Genomic DNA, 18,058 nt, shown 5'->3' with positions numbered 1-18,058 from the left:
CGCCGCGTCACGGCGCGCTTGACCGTGCCGTGAGTCGATCTTGATGGGGCCGTTATCCCTCGCCGTACAACCATGCTTAACGCCACAGATGGGGTGGGTGGCACTTGTCGGCTTTAAGCGGATTCATCCGCTAGATCGCTGCGCGCTCCACGCATTACGTTCCTTGATCGGATCCACGGAGCCCCGGAGAACCCGGAGCTCCGTGGATCCGCTCGAACATGACGTCTTTCTGGGGAACACCCGTGCACATCAGCGCCCGCACCACCATGGCCGCCACCGCCGCCGCCCTCGCCCTCGCGACCGCAGGCATCACCGCCGCTCCGGCCTTCGCCGACGGCTCCCTCCCCGAGGTGCCTGGCGCCGTCTCCGGCACCGCGACCGCCGAAGAGGAGGCGCAGGTCCACCAGGAGGTGGAGAACGCGCCGAAGGTCGAGATGTACTACCACGGCGAGAAGATCGACTCCCGGTCCGACGACCTCGGCGGCGCGCAGGTCTGCGCCGAGGTCTCGCAGGACGGCACGATGGAGTGCTTCGACGACCAGGCCGAGGCCGACGCCTACCTCGCCGAGCACGCGCCGACTCCGCAGGCGCGCGAGGGCGCGGCCGACCAGAGCGCGCCGAAGGCCTCGCTGGCCGCCACCGCCCTGCGCAGCAGCTGGCAGGACTGCCCCAAGAGCTGGGTGTGCCTGTGGCAGGACGCGGACTTCAAGGGCCGTCGCCTGCAGTGGCCGACGTACGACACCGCGAAGACCCGCCACCTGGACCAGTACAGCCCGAGCTTCCGGGACAAGGCGTCCTCCGCGTACGTCAACCGCCCCCAGCGCGGTGTGGAGCTGTACGACTTCCGCACCGGCATGCCCGACCCGCACCTCTTCCTCGGGGCCGGATACACCCGGTACCCGAACTTTGCGAAGATTTCCTACGCTTACGGTGGTAACTGGAACGACAAGGCCGACGCGATCAAGTTCTGAGAGGGAGGAGCGCGTGATGCGCCCCCGGCTGATCCGATCCGCGGCGCTCGCCCTCGGCGCGTGCGTCGCCATCGGCCTCACGAGTGGCTGCGAGTGGACCGACACGACGGCCCAGGGCACCGCCACCGAGCAGGAGACCCTGCCGCCCGACGCCGACAAGAAGCAGTCGCGGAAGAACGCCGACGACTTCCGCGCGTGGGTCGAGGCCAACGGCACCCAGGAGCAGAAGAAGGCGGCGTCCCGCGTACGGCGCGTCATCGGCGAGTGGGACGGCAGAACCGGCAACGCCTACATCTCCACCGACATCAACGGTGGGACGACGCCGGTCAAGGAGCCCATGGCCACCGCACGCGCGCTCGCCGCGGCCTTCGACGACTGGAAGGACTCCAAGGAGGGCTACGTCTCGGTGTACGACGTCTTCGGCAACGCCCTCGTCACCAACGAGGAGTTCTGAGCCGAGGAGTTCTGAGCTGATGCGGAGTCGGGGCACGGCGCGCCCGGTGCGCCGTGCCCCGGACCGTACGAGGTGTCAGTCCTGGTGGACGATGGCGGGCCTTGCCGTCTCCGCCGCGAACTCTTGGCGATAGTCAAGCAAAACCTTCATGAGGGCCTACCTGCACGGACGTCACACTGGCGGATCAAGTAGACGCAGCAGCTGGTCCTGAAGCCCTCCGGGGGACAGAGGGCTCTCCGGGGGACAGACGGAGGACAGAATCTCAAGGACGGTCGCGGAGTAGTCGGGGGTGACAGGGCATGATCCGGTAGCGAGGATCTGAGACCTCACCCTCCGCCCCGGTGTCGCACGGTCGACCCGGCGCGCCCCTTCACCACCTCCAACTGCGCGTGCACCCGTCTCCGCAAGTCACCGACGTGGCTGACGATGCCTACGCTGCGGTCCCTTTCGCGCAGGGAGTCCAGGACGTCCAGGACCTCGTCCAGGGTCTGTTCGTCCAGGCTGCCGAAGCCCTCGTCGATGAAGAGCGTGTCGAGCCGGACGCCGCCCGCCTCGTCGGTGACCACGTCGGCGAGGCCGAGCGCCAGGGCGAGCGAGGCGAAGAACGTCTCGCCGCCCGACAGGGTCGACGTGTCGCGCTCGCGGCCCGTCCAGGCGTCCACCACGTGCAGGCCGAGGCCCGAACGGCCGCGTCCGGTGCGGTCGTCGGAGTGCACGAGGGTGTAGCGGCCCGAGGACATGCTCCGCAGCCGGACGGTCGCCGCGGCGGCGACCTGCTCGAGGCGGGCGGCGAGCACGTACGACTCCAGGCGCATCCGGCGTTCGTTGTCCGCCGATGTGCCCGCGGCGAGGCCGGCGAGCCTGGCCACCCTGTCGTAGGCGGCCCGCACGGGCGCCAGTGCGCGCATCGCTCTGAGTGAGCGGGCGGAGAGGCGGTCCAGTTCGGCGCAGCGCCGGTCGGCCGCGTCCCGTGCGGAGGCGGCGGCCCGCAGGCGCAGGCCCGCCGCCTCCGCTGCCGCGCGCGCGGCGGGCAGGTCGGCGGGGGGCTGCTGGGCGGCGGCGGCCGTGTCCGGTTCGGCGAGCACGGAACGCACCGCGGCGTCCTCGTTGCGCCAGGCGTCGATGCGGTGCTGGATCTCGCGGTATGTGGCGTCGTCGAGCAGTGCGGCGGCCGCGGCCTCCGGCGTGTCGAAGCCCGCGCGGTAGGCCGCGTCGGCGAGGCGCGCGTCCGCGTCCTTGAGCCGCTCGGCGGTGTCGGCGGCGGCGCGTGCGGCGTCCGCGGCCTCGGTGAGCAGCGCCGCCTGCCGCTCCAGCTGGGCGGCACGGTCCGCGACGCTGCCGCTGGCGCCGCGCGCGCGGGTCAACTCCTCTTCCAGGGCGCCCTGTTCACGCTCCAGGGCATCGCGCAGGGTGGCCCGGGACGCGACGCGACGGGCGGCTTCCTGCTGCCCGGCGAGCCTGCGGTCGTACTCACTCTCCGCCCGCGCCAGCGCTTCCCTGGCGGCGTGCAGGCCGGAGGCTTGGTCGCGGGCCTCGGTGTGCGCCTGCCGCAACGCGTCGACGGCGGCGGCGAGTTCGTCGGTGGTGGGGTCCTCGGCGGTGCCGGTCGCGGTGCCGGTCGCGGAGTCGGCGGCGGCAGCGGTCTCCGTGGCTGCGGGCGCCCCGTCCGGTTCCGGTTCCGCTGCCGGGCCGCCGCGTGCGGCTGCCGTCGCCGCGGCGAGGGATGCGCGTACGTCCCCGAGGGCACGCTCGGCCTCCTCGCGGGCATCGACCGCGCGACGGTGGGCGGCGAGCGCCGCCTCCTCTGCCTGGCGGTCCACGTGCCCGGCGACCTTCCGCGCGGGCGCCGGGTGGTCCTTCGCCCCGCACACCGCGCACGGCTCGCCGTCGGTCAGGTGCGCGGCCAGTTCGGCGGCGATGCCCGTGAGGCGCTGCTCCTTGAGGGCGAGCCAGTGTTCGTGGGCCGCGGTGGCGGACTCGCGGGCGGCGAGGGCGTCTTCCTGTGCCGCCGCCGCGTCCTGGGCCAGGCGGTCGCGGCGGCGGGCCGCGTCCAGCCGGGTCCGGGCCGGTTCGAGGCGGCCCGCAAGACGCTCGGCGCGGGTCGCGGCTTCCTGGGCGGACTCGATGCGCTCCTGGAGCGCGGCCCGGGCCGCCTCCCAGCCGTCGAGCCAGGCCGTCGCGTCCTGGAGCAGCTCGTCGTCCGCGCGCTCCTGGCGGTCGAGGGTCGCGCGTTCGGCGGTGATGTCGGCGATCCGCCGCTCGGCGCGCCGGGCCGACGCGAGGGCCCCCAGCTCCTCGGCCGCCGTGCGTGCGGCGGCGGCGAGACCGGCCGCGCCGGAGGCGGCGAACGTCTCGGGCAGCCGGCCACGCGCGCGCGTCTCGGCTTCCGTGGCGTGGCGGTGCTCCGCCTCGGCCGTGTCGCGCAGGCCGAGCGCGGGCGCCACCGTCTCGGCCTTGCGGGCCCGTTCCAGACGCCGGTCGAGCTCGCGCTGTTCGTCCTCGCGCTCGTTCAGCCGCGCGGCGCGTTCGCGGGCCTCGGCGAACCGGCCCTGCAACCGGTCGAGTTCGCGTACGTCAGCGAGTCGGCGCTCCGCGGCGGCCTGGGCGGATTCGGCCGTGGAGAGGGCGCAGCGCGCGACGGTGAGGCGTTCGCGGGCGCTCGCCCGGGCGACGGCGGCCCAGGTGAGGACGGCGTCCGCCAGGCCCGGGTCGCCGGGGGCGGCGTCGGGCAGGGGCAGTTCGGCTCCCTGGCTGTCGTCGCCCGCGGCCTGCTGCATGCGGTGCGCGTCGGCGAGGAGTGCCGCGTCCCCGTCCTTGACCTCGGCCTCGGTGGCGCGTCGCTGCTCGGCGAGACGCTGCTCGACGGCGGCGAACCGCCACGTGTCGAAGAGCCGTCCGAGCACCTTGCCGCGCGCCTCAGCGTCCGCACGCAGGAACCGGGCGAAGTCGCCCTGAGGCAGCAGCACGACCTGGCAGAACTGCTCCTTGCTCATGCCGAGCAGCTGGTTGATCTCCTCCCCGATCTCCTGGTGGGAGCGGCTGAGGTCCTTCCAGCCACCCGCGCCCGTAGCCGCATCCGTGCCCGTGGTGCCCGCGGTCGCGTCCCGGACCGCCCCGGTGTCGTACTCGCGCAGCCAGCTCTGCGCCTTGTCCGTGGTGGTGCCGGTGCCGCGCTTCTTGGGGCGCGCCCACGGAGGCTGGCGGGTGATCTCCAGGCGTCGTCCGGCGACGGTGAGTTCGAGGCACACCTCCGTACGAGTGCCCGGCTGGGCGTGGTCGCTGCGCAGCGACATGCCCTGGCCGCCGCTGCCCTGCCGGGCCCCCGGCACCGAGCCGTAGAGGGCGTAGCACACGGCGTCCAGGACGGAGGTCTTGCCCGCGCCCGTCGGGCCGTGCAGCAGGAACAGCCCGGCGGCGCTCAGGTCGTCGAAGTCGATGTCCTGGGTGGTGCCGAAGGGCCCGAAGGCGGTGATACGGAGCCGGTGGAGTCTCATCGGGCGACCTCGCGGAGGCCCTCTTCGACGAAGGCGGAGTCGGCACGGACCGCGTCGAACGCCGAACGCAGCACTTCCTGCTCCTCTTCATCGGGGCCCGCGCCGCGCACATGGGTCACGAAGTCCACGGCGATCTGCTGATCGCTGCGGCCCTGGAGCCGCTGGGCGTACGAGACGTCCGGGTCGTCGGGGGCCCGGTCCGGGTCGAAGACGAGGCTGAGGGTGTGCGGGAAGCGCTCACAGAGCCGCGCCATCGGATCGTCGGGGCGTACCGCGTCGGTGAGGGTGGCCTCGACCCATGCCTCCGCGTGGCGGGCGAGGCCGGCATCGTCGAGCAGGTCGTCGAGGGTGCCTCTGATGCGGGCCAGCGGGCGCGGCACCGGGCAGTCGACGCGCTCGGCGTCGATGTCCCCCTGGGGGCCGAGGTCGATGAGCCACATGCTCTTGCGGTGGTCGGCCTCGGAGAAGGAGTACGGCAGCGGGGACCCGGAGTAGCGCACGCGCGCGCCGAGGGTCTGGCTGCCGTGCAGGTGACCGAGTGCCGCGTAGTCGACGCCGTCGAAGACGCCGGACGGCACGGCCGAGACACCGCCGACGGTGATGTCACGCTCGCTGTCGCTGGCCCGGCCACCGGTGACGAAGGCGTGGGCGAGGACGACGGAGCGGGTGCCGCGCGCGCGGGTGGCGAGGTCGGCGCGCACCCGGTCCATGGCGGCCCCGAGGACCGCCTCGTGCCCCGCCTTGTCCACCCCGAACTCGTCCTTGACCAGGGCGGGTTCGAGGTAGGGCAGGCCGTAGAACGCCACGTCCCCGTGGGCGTCGGCGAGGATCACCGGGTCCGCGCAGGCGGCGGGGTCGGTGCGCAGGTGGATGCCGGCGCGGTCGATGAGGCCCGCGCCGACTCCGAGGCGGCGTGCCGAGTCGTGGTTCCCGGAGATCATGACCGTCGGTACGCCGAGGTCCGCGAGCCGGTGCAGGGCGTCGTCGAAGAGCTCGACGGCCGCGAGCGGCGGCACCGCCCTGTCGTACACGTCACCGGCCACCACCACGGCGTCCACGGCGCGCTCGCGCACGGTCGCCACCAGGTGCCCGATGAACGCGGCCTGGGCGTCGAGCATGTTCACGCGGTGGAACGATCGCCCCAGATGCCAGTCGGACGTGTGCAGCAGCCTCATGGACCACGAGACTAACGGGCGGGTCGGACATCACGGGCGGCCACTCCCGCAACCGCTCCTTTTCCGGGATATTCCGGGACATTCCGGCACTCGCTACCGGTACGTACCGGTAGCCGCTTCCGCGACGCCCCGGCACCCGCGTCTCACGCGTCCCCGTACGCCTCTCCCCCGAGCTCGAACACCGCGCTGCCCGCGGTGGCGTCGGCCAGCCATCCCCGGAAGGCCTCCACGTCGGCGTCGGGCAGGCCGATCTCGATCGTGACCGCGTCGCCGTAGCGGACGTCGCGCACCTCACGGCCCGCCGTCCGCAGATCGTTCTGGACCTTGCCCGCGCGCTGGTGGTCGACCGTGACGGTGGCGAGGCGGAAGCGGCGGCGGGTGACGGTGCCAAGAGCGTCGAGGGCCTCACCGACCGCTCCTCCGTAGGCGCGGATGAGACCGCCCGCGCCGAGCTTGACACCTCCGTAGTAGCGGGTCACGACGGCGGCGACGTAGCGCATGTCGCGGCGCGTCAGCATCTGCAGCATCGGGACGCCCGCGGTGCCGCCGGGCTCGCCGTCGTCGCTCGCCTTCTGCACGGCGGCGTCGGCCCCGATGACGTAGGCGTAGCAGTTGTGGCTGGCGGTCGGGTGCTCCTTGCGGACGCGTGCGACGAAGTCCTGGGCCTCCCGCTCGGTGGCCGCGGGCGCGAGGGCGCACAGGAAGCGCGAGCGGTTGATCTCGGTCTCGTGCACGCCCTCGCGGGCCACTGTGCGGTACTCGTCCTGCATCACGCCAGCGTAGGCGCTCGTCGGCGGCGGGCCGCACGCGGGAGGCCGGTGGGGTGGCGTAGGCCACAGCGGGCACGCCTGCGCGAGCCGCCCGGTACCGTGATCTCTCGTGACGTCTCCTTCGCTGCCCCCGCGCCAAGGCCGGGGCTCCGCCGGGCCCTTGGCCACCCTGCTCGCCGGTCTGCCCGTCACCGTCGTCGAAACGCACGACGATCCGGCCGACGCGGTCCTCTTCCCCGAGGAGCAGGCAGTCGTGGCGAACGCGGTGGCCAAGCGGCGCAACGAGTTCACCACCGTGCGGCACTGCGCCCGCACCGCGCTCGCCCGAATCGGTGTGCCGCCCGCGCCGATCCTGCCGGGCCAGCGCGGGGCGCCGGGCTGGCCCGCCGGTGTCGTCGGCAGCATGACGCACTGTGCCGGGTACCGCGCGGCGGTCGTGGCCCGCGCGGGTGAGGTGACCTCGGTCGGCATCGACGCGGAGCCGGGCGAGCCGCTGCGGGACCCCGAGGTCCTGAACCTGGTGGCCGACGAGACGGAGCGTGCGGCACTCGCCGCGCTCGGCGTCAGGCACCCCGCCACGCCCTGGGACAGGCTGCTGTTCAGCGCCAAGGAGTCCGTCTACAAGACGTGGTTCCCGCTGACCGGCCGCTGGCTCGGCTTCGAGGACGCCCATGTGGAACTGACCCCGGACGGGACGTTCACCGCACGGCTCCTGGTCGAGGGGCCCGTGGTCGGGGGCGTCGGACTGCGGGGGTTCTCCGGTCGGTGGACCGTACGCGACAAAATCGCCGCCACGGCCATCGTCCTGCCGGTGCCTTCCGCGCTGCCGGTCGGGTAGGGGCGCCGGGAGGGACCGCGGAGGCCTGCCCCAGAGGCAGCGCACACGGCGAGGTCAGGCCGCGAGTGTCTCCCAGAACATCTCCTCGTAGCGTCCCAGCAGCCGGCCGAAGCGCAGGTGCGCCGTCGTCACGCGGTTGCGGTCGAGGCCCGCCTGCACCGCGGCGAGCGCCTGCCGGTCCAGGTCGGGCGCCGGTTCCGCGAAGAGGTCGAAGAAGCCGCAGGCCTCGTCGGCGAAGTCGTAGCGCTCGCGCAGCGCGCGGGCGATGGTCTCGCAACTGCGGCCCCACACGGCGAAGTTCGCGGTGAGCGCGAGGACGACGTCGACCGGTTCGCCGTTCAGGGCGAGCCATGCCACATACGCCGGGTATGCCTGGCAACCCGCCCGGGGCGCGTACGTCGCCGCCTCGTCCGCGCCCACCGCGCAGGCGTCGAGCAACGGGGTGAGCCGTTCCGCCGCGAGGCTCTCACCGTCGGCGAGGGTGTCGAAGAAGGCGGCGGACTCCAGGTCCTTGGATTCGGCCGCGCGCCGGGACAGGTGCTGGAAGGAACGCCGGTCGGCGGGGATGACGTGCCGTTGCTCCAGCGCGAGGAGGGCGATCGTCCGCACCGGGGCCGAGCCGTCGGCGATGCGCGGGACCAGTGGGTTCGTGCCGGGGTCCGGGGCGAGGCGGTCGGCCGCGGACCGCAGGAGTTCATGTGCCGTCGGCGTCATCGCACGCACCTTCCGCTGGGCGGGAACTGGGCGGGAACCATTCGGCCGGGCTGCTAGTTTCTACTCTGCTGTAGAAACGGGCGGGGTCCGGACCTGCGCGCAGCGTACCGGCCCCCCGCCCGACACCCCTGACACATCGATACGTTTATGGAGTTCCCCATGGCTCTGTGGGACCGCGTCAAGGAATCCGCATCGACGATGCAGACCCAGCTGATGGCGAAGAAGAACGACCTCAAGAGCGGCGCCTTCCGCGACGCGAGCATGGCGATGTGCGCCCTGGTGGCTGCCGCCGACGGCACCGTGGACCCGTCCGAGCGCCAGCGCGTGGCCCAGCTCATCGGCACGAACGAGGTCCTGCAGAACTTCCCCGCGGACGATCTGCGCCGCCGCTTCGACGAGTACGTGGACAAGCTGACCGCCGATTTCGCCTTCGGCAAGGTGAGCGTCCTCCAGGAGGTGGCGAAGGCGAAGAAGAAGCCCGCGGAGGCCCGCGCGGTCATTCAGATCGGCATCGTCATCGGCGGCGCGGACGGCGACTTCGACAAGGACGAGCAGGGGGTCGTGCGGGAGGCGTGCTTCGCGCTCGACCTGCCGCCGCACGAGTTCGACCTGTAGGGCGCGCCCACCGGCCCCGCGGCCACCCGCTCAGAGCGGTGTGGCCGCGCGGAGGATGATGACCATCGTGACGGCGGCGTTCGCCGAGGACATCGCGGAGACGGCGGTGCCGAAGGCCGCCGACCACAGGGCGAGTCCGACCGCCGTGAACACGGACGGACGGGTCCGGGCCGCGGGCGCCGGGGCGAGGAGCGCCGCGACGCGCCGCGGGACGGGCCCGGGCGCCGCGAGTCCGGCGAGCGTCGGCGCGGGCACGCCCCGGGAGACCAGGGCCGCCTTGCCGATCGCGCGGGCGACGACCCGCCGGTCCCGCACCGCGCGGGCCGCCGACTCGTCCGCCCAGCGCTCCGCCGCGTACGCGACGGAGGTGCGCAGGGGCCGCAGGAAGGGATTGGCGCGGGCCGCCAACTGCGTGACGATCAGGTGCCGGTGGTGCCGGGCGGACAGATGGGCCCGCTCGTGGGCGAAGAGCGCGCGGCGCTCCGGGGCAGCGAGCCGGGCCAGCATGCCGGTGGTGACCACGACGCGGCCGCCGGTCCGCGAGGGCAGGGCGTAGGCGTACGACGCCTCGTCGGCGAGGACCGCCACCGAGGTGCCCGGCAGCCCTTCGAGGGCGCGGCGCCCCCGCACCCGTACGCGCGCGTGGCGCCAGAGCGTGTGCGCGCACGCCGCGCAGACCGCGAGCAGGGCGGGGATCGCGGCTCTCCCCGCGACCTCGTCGTAGGGGACTGCCGCGCGCACCTCGGGATCGGACCAGCCGTCGGGCAGCGGGTTGCCGGGCAGCTGGGCGGTGCCGACGACCATCAGGAGCGCCAGGCAGAGCGTGCTGCACAGGGCCATCACGCCGGCGACGGCGGTGAGCAGCCTGGTCGCGGTGCGCGGGTGGAGGTGCTGCTCGGCGAGGCGCGCGATCGGCCACGCGGTCAGCGGCAGCACGAGCGGCAGGAAGACGAAGACGCCCATCAGCGAAGAACCCCTATCGGGCGTCAGTCGTCGGCCTCTGCGCCCGCCTGCCCGAGCAGCTCACGCAGGAGCTGCTCGTCGTCGGGCGTGAGCGTGGTGACGAAGCTGGCCAGCACGGCCTCGCGGTCGCTCTCGCCGTCGAGCACCTTGCGCATCCGGAAGGCCGCGAGTCCGGCCTCGTCCGAAGCGGGCAGCCAGGCGAAGGACCGTCCCGCGCGCTCGCGGGTGACCACGTCCTTCGCGAGGAGGCGGGTGAGGATCGTCATGACGGTCGTGTACGCGAGGTCTCCGCCGATCCGCTGCTGCACCCAGGCGGCGCTGACGGGTCCGCGCGCGGCGTGCAGCGCGGCGAGCACCTGCGACTCCAGCTCGCCCTGTGCGCGCCGGCGCAGCCGCGGCGGCCGCTCGTCGCGCTCGTCGTGGTGCGTCATGCCCGCAAATCCTCCAGCTCTGTGTGCTCCACGACGGGCGGGGAGCGCCTTATCGTAACGGGGCACCGCCGCACGGCCCACTTCTACATTCCTGTAGATTTCGGGGAGCCAGAACGCCAGTATCCAGAACTCGGACCTCAGGAGGACATCGTGGGAGTTTCCCTGGCCAAGGGCGGCAACGTCTCGCTCAGCAAGGAGGCCCCCGGCCTCACCGCCGTACTGGTCGGCCTGGGATGGGATGTGCGCACCACGACCGGCACCGACTACGACCTCGACGCCAGCGCGCTGCTCTGCGACGCCTCGGGCAAGGTCGTCTCCGACCAGCACTTCGTCTTCTACAACAACCTGACAAGCCCCGACGGCTCGGTCGAGCACACCGGTGACAACCTCACCGGTGAGGGCGAGGGCGACGACGAGGCCGTCAAGGTGAACCTCGCGCAGGTGCCCGCCGAGATCTCGAAGATCGTCTTCCCGGTCTCGATCCATGACGCCGAGAACCGCGGCCAGAGCTTCGGCCAGGTCCGCAACGCGTTCATCCGCGTGGTGAACCAGGCGGACGGCGCGGAGATCGCGCGCTACGACCTCTCCGAGGACGCCTCGACGGAGACCGCCATGGTCTTCGGCGAGCTCTACCGGCACGGGACGGAGTGGAAATTCCGCGCGGTCGGCCAGGGTTACGCCAGTGGGCTGCGCGGCATCGCGACGGACTTCGGCGTGAACGTCTGACGCGCGTGCGGCTCTGACGGCATCCGGCCGCGACCCCGAAGGAGGCAGGTCATGTACGGCGACCAGGAAACGGTGCGCAGGATCCTGACGGAGTTCGGCGACACCTGGGCCTTGGTGGGCCTGTCGAACAACCGGGACCGGGCCGCCTACGGTGTCGCGGACGTCCTGCGGCGCTTCGGCAAGCGCGTCGTGCCGGTCCATCCCAAGGCCGAGACGGTCCACGGCGAACAGGGATATCCGTCCCTGTCCGCCGTGCCGTTTCCGGTCGATGTGGTGGACGTGTTCGTCAACAGCGCACTGGCGGGCCAGGTCGCCGACGAGGCGGTCGCCGCGGGCGCCCGTGCGGTGTGGTTCCAGCTCGGTGTGGTCGACGAGGCGGCGTACGACAGGACCCGGGCGGCAGGCCTGGACATGGTCATGGACCGCTGCCCGGCCATCGAGATCCCGCGGCTGGGTTAGAGCCTGTCCCGCGATCAGGAACCGCACGCTCACGTAACGTCGGAAGCGCATCCGTGAGTCCGCCACCGGCAGGAAACAATCCGTGCCGGTCCGTCGTTGGGAGAGGTATGCCTCTGACTGGTGAGTACGAGCCCGGTACGTGGGACTGGGCGAGCAAGCAGGTCGACGAGTACGAGCGCTCCGGCGGGACGCAGGGGACGACCATGCAGGGCAAGCCGGTCGTCCTGCTGACGTCGGTGGGCGCCAAGAGCGGCAAGCTCCGCAAGAACCCCCTGATGCGCGTCGAGCACGACGGGGAGTATGCCGTGGTGGCGTCGAAGGGCGGCGACCCCGCGAACCCGTCCTGGTACCACAACCTGGTGGCCCATCCGCATGTGGAGCTGCAGGACGGCCCGGTGAAGAAGGACTACCGCGCGCGGGTCGCCTCCGGCGAGGAGCGGGAGATCTGGTGGGAGCGTGCGGTCGCGGCGTGGCCGGAGTACGCCGAGTACCAGAAGAAGACGTCCCGCGAGATCCCGCTCTTCGTCCTGACCCCGGTCGAGTCCTGATTCGGGTCGCGTCCTGATCCGGGTCGCGTCTGACTTCTGGGCCTATCGCTCCCGCTGCCGGGCGCGGTAGGCCCGCAGGTTGGCCGCGTTGCCGCAGGTCTTGACGTCGTGCCAGACGCCGCTGTTGTTGCGGGACCGGTCGAAGAAGGTGACGCGGCAGAGCGGGTTGCGGCAGGGCTTCAGGCGCCGCGCGGTGTCCGCCCGCTGCCCTTCGTACACCTCCGCGAGGAGCAGCGCGACAAGGTGGCGCAGGCCGCTGCCGCGGGGTTCGAGGCGTACGACACCGTCCTCGCAGAGTCGCAGCGCCGCCCCGGCGGAGTGCTCAGGGACCGGCTCCCGCGGCGGGGCTCCGGCCTCGCCCCGTGCCGCCCGTGAGGTGGCCCTCAACAGCCCCTCACGCACGGCGCGGAGTTCACGGAGCCCCTCGGCGTCCAGCGCCACCTGCGGCGCCTGCCTTCCGGTGACGGCCGCCCACTCCGCCACTGCCTGGTCCACCCAGTTCCGCGCGTCCGCCTCGTCGTCGAGCAGGTCGGGGTGCGGGGGCGCCCCCGCGGAGACCGTGTTGAGCAGGTCCTGGACGAGTCCGAGGCCGCCGGGCGCGGACTCCAGGCGGTACCTCGCGGTCGCCGACCAGGTCATCGTGGATCACTCTCCGGAATACGTGCGGGCACCCTTCACTCTTTCACGCCGACGGACGCCCTCACCGCGGGGAGCCCCGGCTCACACCAGGGCGCTCAGCAGCGCGGCGTCGTAGGCAACCGCTTCGTCGAGACGGCCACTGAGGGCCTTCGCGGGCCATTCGGGGTCGGCGACCAGCGCACGGGCGACGGCGACGAGGTCGAACTCGTCCCGCTCCAGACGGTCGAGGAGCGGGGCGATGCCGGTGACCGCGGACCGCTGCGTACGCCCGGGGGCGCCCGCGAACTGCTGGTCGAGGCCGACCGAGCCGACGGTTACCGAGGGCTTGCCGGTGAGCCTCTTCGTCCAGCCCGCGAGGTTCAGGGCACTGCCCTCGAACTCCGGGAGCCAGTAGCGGCGAGTCGAGGCGTGGAAGGCGTCCACTCCCGCCGCGGCCAGCGGGGTGAGCAACTCCTCAAGCTCCCGCGGGTGTTCGGCGATCCGCGCGTCGTATTGGTCGGTCTTCCACTGCGAGAGACGGAACAGGACCGGGAAGCCGGGTGAGACCGCGGTCCGTACCGCGGCGACGATCTCGGCGGCGAACCGGGCGCGGGAGGCGGGGTCGCCGCCGTAGGCGTCGGTGCGGGTGTTGGTGCCGCGCCACAGGAAGTCGTCGATCAAGTAGCCGTGGGCGCCGTGCAGTTCGACGCCGTCGAAGCCGATGCGCTCGGCGTCGGCCGCCGCCTCGGCGAAGGCGCGGACGACCGCGTCGATGTCGTCCAGGGTCATGGCTCTGCCGTGCGCGCGCCCGTCGAGGTCGATGCCGGAAGGACCCTCCGCGGGAACGCCGCGCCGCGGGCCCGAGCCGGTCCGCAGGACCCCGGTGTGCCAGAGCTGCGGCATGATCCGGCCGCCCGCCCCATGCACCCGCTCGACCACCCGCGCCCAGCCGGCCAGCGCCCGCTCGCCGTGGAAGTGCGGCACGCGGTCGTACGCGGCGGCCGCGTCCCGCCGTACGTACGTCCCCTCCGTGACGATCAAGCCGGCGCCCCCGGCCGCGCGCCGCGCGTAGTACGCGGCGACGTCCTCGCCGGGCACGCCGTCCGGGGAGAAGCGCCGGGTCACGGCGGCCATCGCGATGCGGTTGCGCAGCGTCAGGGCGCCGAGGGTGAAGGGCCGGCCCAGCAGGCGTGCGGCGCGCGACGCCTCTTCGTCCCGGACGACGCTCCGGGCATCTCCGGAAGGGTGCCGCCCGGGCTCCACGGTCTCCACAGTCTCCACGGCAGGTTCCTCCGCTCTTGAGTACGAGAACTATGAAAGAAGCGTAACCCTTTTGCCTCTGTCGGCGAGGGTGAACCGGATCACTCGCGATCCAGCTCGCGTACGAGGTCGATCGCCCGGCCCAGCGTGGTGAGCCGCGCGTCGAGCGTGTCGCCCGCCGGATAGAAGCGCACCGTGTCCACGCCGGCGGCGCGCCAGACCCGCAGCCGCTCGCGCACCATCTCCTCGGTGCCGATCAGCGTGGTCGCGAGGACCATCTCGTCGGTGACGAGGCGGGCCGCGCCGTCACGGTCGCCCGCCTGCCAGCGCTCACGGACCTCGGCGGCAACGTCGGCCCAGCCCTGCCTGCTGTAGGCGCTGTTGTAGAAGTTGGTCGTGGCGGAGCCCATCCCGCCGAGGCTGAAGGCGAGTTCCTTCTTCCGTCCGGCGACCATCGTGCGCAGGGCGTCCTCGTCGTCCGCGAACGCCACCTCGGCGCCCTGGCAGATGTCGAGGTCGGCCCGGGTGCGGCCGGACGCCGCGAGGCCCTCGTCCAGATGGTCGAAGTACGCCTCCTTGGCCCCTTCCGGCACGAAGCTGGTGCCGAGCCAGCCGTCCGCCACCTCTCCTGTCAGGCGGAGCATCTTCGGGGAGAGGGTCGCGAGGTAGATCGGCAGGTCGTGTTCGGCGCGCAGCGACAGGCGCATGGGCCGGGCTTCGCCGCCCGGCAGCGGCACGGTGAACTCCCGCCCCTCGTACGCGATCTTCTCCCCCGAAGCGGCCTGCCGGACGATCTCCACGGTCTCCCGCATCCGGGCCAGCGGGCGCGCGAACGGCACGCCGTGCAGTCCTTCGATGACCTGCGGCCCCGAGGGGCCGAGGCCCAGGAGGAAGCGGCCTTCGGAGAGCTGCGAGAGCGTGAGGGCCGCCCGGGCGATGGCGACGGGGCTGCGGGTGGCGAGCTGGATGATGCCGGAGCCCAGCAGCATCCGTTCGGTGCGGGCCGCGAGGTATCCGAGCGGGGACGGCGCCTCGGAGCCCCAGGCCTCCGCCACCCAGCAGATGTCCATGCCGAGCTTCTCGGCCTCGGTGACGAAGTCGACGGTCTCCCCCCAGTTCGCCCCGGACGCCTCGACTGTCGTCGACGTACGCATCACGCGCGCACCCCTTCCACGGTTGCGGCGCCCTCGGCCAGCGCCTTGACCGCGTCGACCGTGGCGGCCATGTTCCGCTCGAACTCCCGCAGCCGTACGAACACGATCTTCTGCTCCTTCTCCGGCATCCGCTCGATCGCGAGGGAGAGACCGGAGCGGCCGGGGCCGAGCCGCATCCACTGCGTCAGGAGCGTGCCGCCGTCCTCCAGGGCTTCCAGGCCGAACCGCCAGAGCGCGCTGGGCCGTTCGGCGTCGCCGACCGCCCAGGCGAACACCCGCGGCGCCTCGCACGCCACGACGTACGACGTGGTCTCCCACTCCCCCAGCGACTCGTGGCGGCTGCGCCCGGTGAACCGCGCACCGAGCGCGGGCCCCGTCGCCCCGTCCAGCCAGGCGACCGACCGCAACTCGCCGCTCAGCGCGGGCATCAGGCCGATGTCGGAGACCAGTTCCCACACCCGTTCCGGCGAAGCGGCGATCCGTTCGCGCACCTCCACCGTCGGCCCGTCCGCGTAACGCGCGCCTGTCCACTCCATGGTCGACCGCCCTTCATGTTGGCTGTGACCACGAGAGTTGCGTAGATAGACTCACTCGTCAAGAGTCGACGTGCGCCGCTCATGCGGCGGGCCTTTTTCGTACCGTCAGCGGTTGAACCGCGCCCGGACGTCCGGGCGCTCGGCGAGCCGGGGCGGGTAGCCGGGGCCGAGGCGGGGGCTCGTGTTCGCGGCCGTCATCGGTTCCTTGCAGTCGGCACACACGACCTCGGCGTGGCTGTCGTGGCCGCAGCGGTCGTGGTGGAAGACGACCGGGGCGCCCTCCTCGCCGCTCAGCCAGCGATCGCCCCAGCTGTTCATGGCGGCGAGGACCCCGAAGAAGTCGCGGCCCTTCTCCGTCAGGACGTAGTCGTGGCGCACCGGATCCCGCTGGTACGCCCGCTTCTCCAGGAGTCCCTCGTCGACGAGCCTGCGCAGCCGGTCGGTGAGGGTGTTCCTCGCGATGCCGAGCTCCCGCTGGAAGGCGTCGAAGCGCTTGATGCCGTAGAACGCCTCGCGCAGGACGAGTGGGGTCCACCAGTCGCCGAGCAGGTCCATCGTGCGGGCGATGGAGCACGGCCAGTTCGCAAAGGAAGTCCGCCTCATGACGCAAGGATACGGAGTGACGGCGCCGGTTTTCGAGGGTCTCACCTTGAGACCCAGCAGGAAGGAGCGGAGCCACGGGCGCTCGTCCCGCAGGCCCCGCCCCGAGGCTGCGGGAACTCAGAGCCTGTGTCATATCCCCGGCCGGGTGGTCGCCGCCTGGCACGCACGCTCGCCGCGTTGCCGAAAAGCCCTAGTAGCTCCGCTACGAGGACTTCCCGGCGCCTTGCGATCGCACGCACCAGACGACGCCCACTGATCCGACCGGGGACATGACACAGGCTCTCAGGCAACCGACGCCCTGAAAGGATCGGTGATGATGATCTCCGCCTCATCGAAGAGCTGCTCCAGCGCCTCATTCCCGTGACGCCTGCGGAACTCGATCTCGGCTGTCGTTACGGGGCTGCCAGACCCGGCGCCACCTCTCGCCGGTCCGGCCCGAGGTCGCAGTCGACGACCTCCACGGAGTGCCCTTCGAAGAACGCCCGAACATGTGACTCAACGGCCTCCGCGGCCAACCCTCTCGCATCACTCACCGCGCGATCATCCCACCGCGATCGACCGCTCCTGACACGCTGGTGGCAGCGTACGAGGGCCGCAATCCGCGACGGCTGCCGGTCCGAGGCCCGGACCGCGAGCAAGCTGTTCGAGGTGCAGGCGGCCTGCGCCGGTCCTCACCTCGCCCGGCCCGTCGCCGACCTGACCGCACCCACGCACACCCACAGCCAGACCGCCACCGCGACCCACAGGAGTACCCGGCCGAGCTCCCGCAGCCAGGGCACCTCGGCCGCGGCGCTCGTCGAGAGAGCGGCGACCGCCGTCATGCCCATCGGGAAGACCGTGGCCCAGCGCCGCACGTCGTAGCGCGGCCGGGGCCAGCGCGCCTCTGCGACGAGCAGGACCACGTACCAGGCGAGATCCAGGGCGAGCAGGATCAGCGTCACCGTGCGCAGCACGTCGTGCCAGGCGCCGGCGGACTGCGGCGCGGCGACGAGCTTCGCACCGGCGAGCGCGGAGATCGCGAGGACGCCGCCCGCCACCCACTGGTCGCCCGCCCCTGTGCGGACGTTCGCGAGGTCGAACCGGGCGAGGGCCGCCACGTACAGCACGAGCCCCAGGCAGAGGAACACGAGCGCGACGGGGAAGAGCGGGCGTGCGGGCAGCACGGCGGCGAGGGTGGCGGACAGGACCGCGATCCCCTGAGTGGCGACGCCGACGACGAAGACCGCGCCCGGCATGCGGTGCCCCCAGTGACGTACCACGGCGGGCAGCAGGACCAGCCAGAGGACGGCCGCGACCAGCAAAAAGGGCAGGGCGAGTGGCGCCGGGCCGAGGAGGGCCAGGCGGGTGCCGAGCACGCAGGTCGCCGCGACCGCGGTGAGCGCTGCTGGAGTGTCCGCCTCCGTCCGCCAGCGGGCACGCTGGTCCACCAGCCGGAGGGCGAAGTCCGCGGCGAGGCCGAGCCAGGCGACCGCGGCCAGTGCCAGCGCCGCGCGCGAGAGCGTCTCGTGTCCGAGGAGGTACAGGCCGACGGAGATGATCCCGGTGGCCATCACCGCGGATCCGGCCGCCGGCGGCAGCGCCGTCCACCAGGCGGCGAAGCACGCCTCACGCGTCGTTGGCGTTCCGGGGCCCTGGGTCATGGCCCCAGCATCGGCGACCGGGCCCGGGCCCGCCGGTCGAGCGGTGCCGACCGCGTGCCGCGAGGGATGGCCCCGCCGTCGGTCCCGCC

General features: G+C 72.7%; 19 protein-coding genes. 7 read left to right on the top strand and 12 right to left on the bottom strand.

Features of this window, described 5'->3' with window-relative positions; genetic code table 11:
- Window positions 1–218 precede the first annotated feature (218 nt).
- Both AC07DI_RS27970 and AC07DI_RS27965 read left to right on the top strand, forming a co-directional pair.
- Window positions 219–971, top strand: coding sequence for a peptidase inhibitor family I36 protein (locus AC07DI_RS27970; protein WP_478906766.1), 753 nt, complete (start codon window positions 219–221; stop codon window positions 969–971).
- 16 nt (window positions 972–987) lie between these two features.
- The gene (locus tag AC07DI_RS27965) at window positions 988–1,425 is read left to right on the top strand and encodes a hypothetical protein (protein WP_478906764.1); all 438 of its coding nucleotides are present in this window, start codon (window positions 988–990) and stop codon (window positions 1,423–1,425) included.
- Window positions 1,426–1,751: 326 nt separating this feature from the next.
- Here AC07DI_RS27965 and AC07DI_RS27960 read toward each other — a convergent pair whose 3' ends face one another.
- The 3 genes from AC07DI_RS27960 to AC07DI_RS27950 all read right to left on the bottom strand — a co-directional run bounded on the left by AC07DI_RS27960 (window position 1,752) and on the right by AC07DI_RS27950 (window position 6,864).
- Window positions 1,752–4,919, bottom strand: a complete 3,168-nt coding sequence (locus tag AC07DI_RS27960) for an AAA family ATPase (protein WP_478906762.1) — start codon at window positions 4,917–4,919, stop codon at window positions 1,752–1,754.
- The gene (locus tag AC07DI_RS27955) at window positions 4,916–6,094 is read right to left on the bottom strand and encodes an exonuclease SbcCD subunit D (protein ID WP_478906760.1); all 1,179 of its coding nucleotides are present in this window, start codon (window positions 6,092–6,094) and stop codon (window positions 4,916–4,918) included. The genes AC07DI_RS27960 and AC07DI_RS27955 overlap by 4 nt, the downstream gene beginning before the upstream one ends.
- 143 nt (window positions 6,095–6,237) lie before the next feature.
- A complete protein-coding gene (locus AC07DI_RS27950) occupies window positions 6,238–6,864 on the bottom strand; it encodes a YigZ family protein (protein ID WP_384252992.1) in 627 nt (208 codons plus the stop codon).
- A 160-nt stretch (window positions 6,865–7,024) separates the two neighbouring features.
- Here AC07DI_RS27950 and AC07DI_RS27945 point away from each other — a divergent pair, with 160 nt between their 5' ends.
- The gene (locus AC07DI_RS27945) at window positions 7,025–7,702 is read left to right on the top strand and encodes a 4'-phosphopantetheinyl transferase family protein (protein WP_478906901.1); all 678 of its coding nucleotides are present in this window, start codon (window positions 7,025–7,027) and stop codon (window positions 7,700–7,702) included.
- A 54-nt stretch (window positions 7,703–7,756) separates the two neighbouring features.
- Here the strand turns inward: AC07DI_RS27945 and AC07DI_RS27940 are convergent, their stop codons facing one another.
- Entirely contained in the window at window positions 7,757–8,416 is a 660-nt protein-coding gene (locus AC07DI_RS27940; protein WP_478906757.1) for a transcriptional regulator, read from the bottom strand.
- Window positions 8,417–8,575: 159 nt separating this feature from the next.
- Between AC07DI_RS27940 and AC07DI_RS27935 the strand changes: the two genes are divergently transcribed.
- Window positions 8,576–9,031 (top strand): tellurite resistance TerB family protein, encoded by a 456-nt coding sequence (locus tag AC07DI_RS27935; protein WP_384252997.1) that lies wholly within the window; start codon window positions 8,576–8,578, stop codon window positions 9,029–9,031.
- Between the two features lie 30 nt (window positions 9,032–9,061).
- Here the strand turns inward: AC07DI_RS27935 and AC07DI_RS27930 are convergent, their stop codons facing one another.
- Both AC07DI_RS27930 and AC07DI_RS27925 read right to left on the bottom strand, forming a co-directional pair.
- Window positions 9,062–9,994 (bottom strand): M56 family metallopeptidase, encoded by a 933-nt coding sequence (locus tag AC07DI_RS27930; protein WP_478906755.1) that lies wholly within the window; start codon window positions 9,992–9,994, stop codon window positions 9,062–9,064.
- A gap of 23 nt (window positions 9,995–10,017) precedes the next feature.
- On the bottom strand, window positions 10,018–10,425 hold the full coding sequence (locus tag AC07DI_RS27925) for a BlaI/MecI/CopY family transcriptional regulator (RefSeq protein ID WP_478906753.1): 408 nt from the start codon (window positions 10,423–10,425) through the stop codon (window positions 10,018–10,020).
- Window positions 10,426–10,575: 150 nt separating this feature from the next.
- Here AC07DI_RS27925 and AC07DI_RS27920 point away from each other — a divergent pair, with 150 nt between their 5' ends.
- From AC07DI_RS27920 to AC07DI_RS27910, 3 genes are all read left to right on the top strand, one after another.
- Window positions 10,576–11,151: a TerD family protein gene (locus AC07DI_RS27920; RefSeq protein WP_384253034.1), complete on the top strand. Its 576-nt coding sequence runs from the start codon at window positions 10,576–10,578 to the stop codon at window positions 11,149–11,151.
- Window positions 11,152–11,202: 51 nt separating this feature from the next.
- Window positions 11,203–11,610, top strand: coding sequence for a CoA-binding protein (locus AC07DI_RS27915; protein WP_478906751.1), 408 nt, complete (start codon window positions 11,203–11,205; stop codon window positions 11,608–11,610).
- A 107-nt stretch (window positions 11,611–11,717) separates the two neighbouring features.
- The gene (locus AC07DI_RS27910) at window positions 11,718–12,158 is read left to right on the top strand and encodes a nitroreductase family deazaflavin-dependent oxidoreductase (RefSeq protein ID WP_478906749.1); all 441 of its coding nucleotides are present in this window, start codon (window positions 11,718–11,720) and stop codon (window positions 12,156–12,158) included.
- A gap of 42 nt (window positions 12,159–12,200) precedes the next feature.
- On the opposite strand, the gene AC07DI_RS27905 is transcribed toward AC07DI_RS27910, so the two are convergent.
- The 6 genes from AC07DI_RS27905 to AC07DI_RS27880 form a co-directional block, all read right to left on the bottom strand.
- Window positions 12,201–12,797 carry a CGNR zinc finger domain-containing protein gene (locus AC07DI_RS27905; protein WP_478906747.1) on the bottom strand — a complete coding sequence of 199 codons (597 nt, stop codon included), beginning with the start codon at window positions 12,795–12,797 and terminating at the stop codon, window positions 12,201–12,203.
- Window positions 12,798–12,878: 81 nt separating this feature from the next.
- Window positions 12,879–14,039, bottom strand: coding sequence for an oxidoreductase (locus AC07DI_RS27900; protein WP_478906899.1), 1,161 nt, complete (start codon window positions 14,037–14,039; stop codon window positions 12,879–12,881).
- Window positions 14,040–14,137: 98 nt separating this feature from the next.
- The gene (locus AC07DI_RS27895) at window positions 14,138–15,190 is read right to left on the bottom strand and encodes an LLM class flavin-dependent oxidoreductase (RefSeq protein WP_478906745.1); all 1,053 of its coding nucleotides are present in this window, start codon (window positions 15,188–15,190) and stop codon (window positions 14,138–14,140) included.
- Entirely contained in the window at window positions 15,190–15,726 is a 537-nt protein-coding gene (locus AC07DI_RS27890) for an SRPBCC family protein (protein ID WP_478906743.1), read from the bottom strand. The genes AC07DI_RS27895 and AC07DI_RS27890 overlap by 1 nt, the downstream gene beginning before the upstream one ends.
- A 105-nt stretch (window positions 15,727–15,831) precedes the next feature.
- Window positions 15,832–16,329, bottom strand: coding sequence for a winged helix-turn-helix transcriptional regulator (locus AC07DI_RS27885; protein ID WP_478906741.1), 498 nt, complete (start codon window positions 16,327–16,329; stop codon window positions 15,832–15,834).
- A gap of 671 nt (window positions 16,330–17,000) precedes the next feature.
- A complete protein-coding gene (locus AC07DI_RS27880; protein WP_478906739.1) occupies window positions 17,001–17,969 on the bottom strand; it encodes a tellurite resistance/C4-dicarboxylate transporter family protein in 969 nt (322 codons plus the stop codon).
- Between the last annotated feature and the right edge of the window lie 89 nt (window positions 17,970–18,058).

This window comes from Streptomyces sp. NPDC044106 (assembly GCF_056433985.1).
This window is presented reverse-complemented; position numbering and strand designations above follow the sequence as displayed.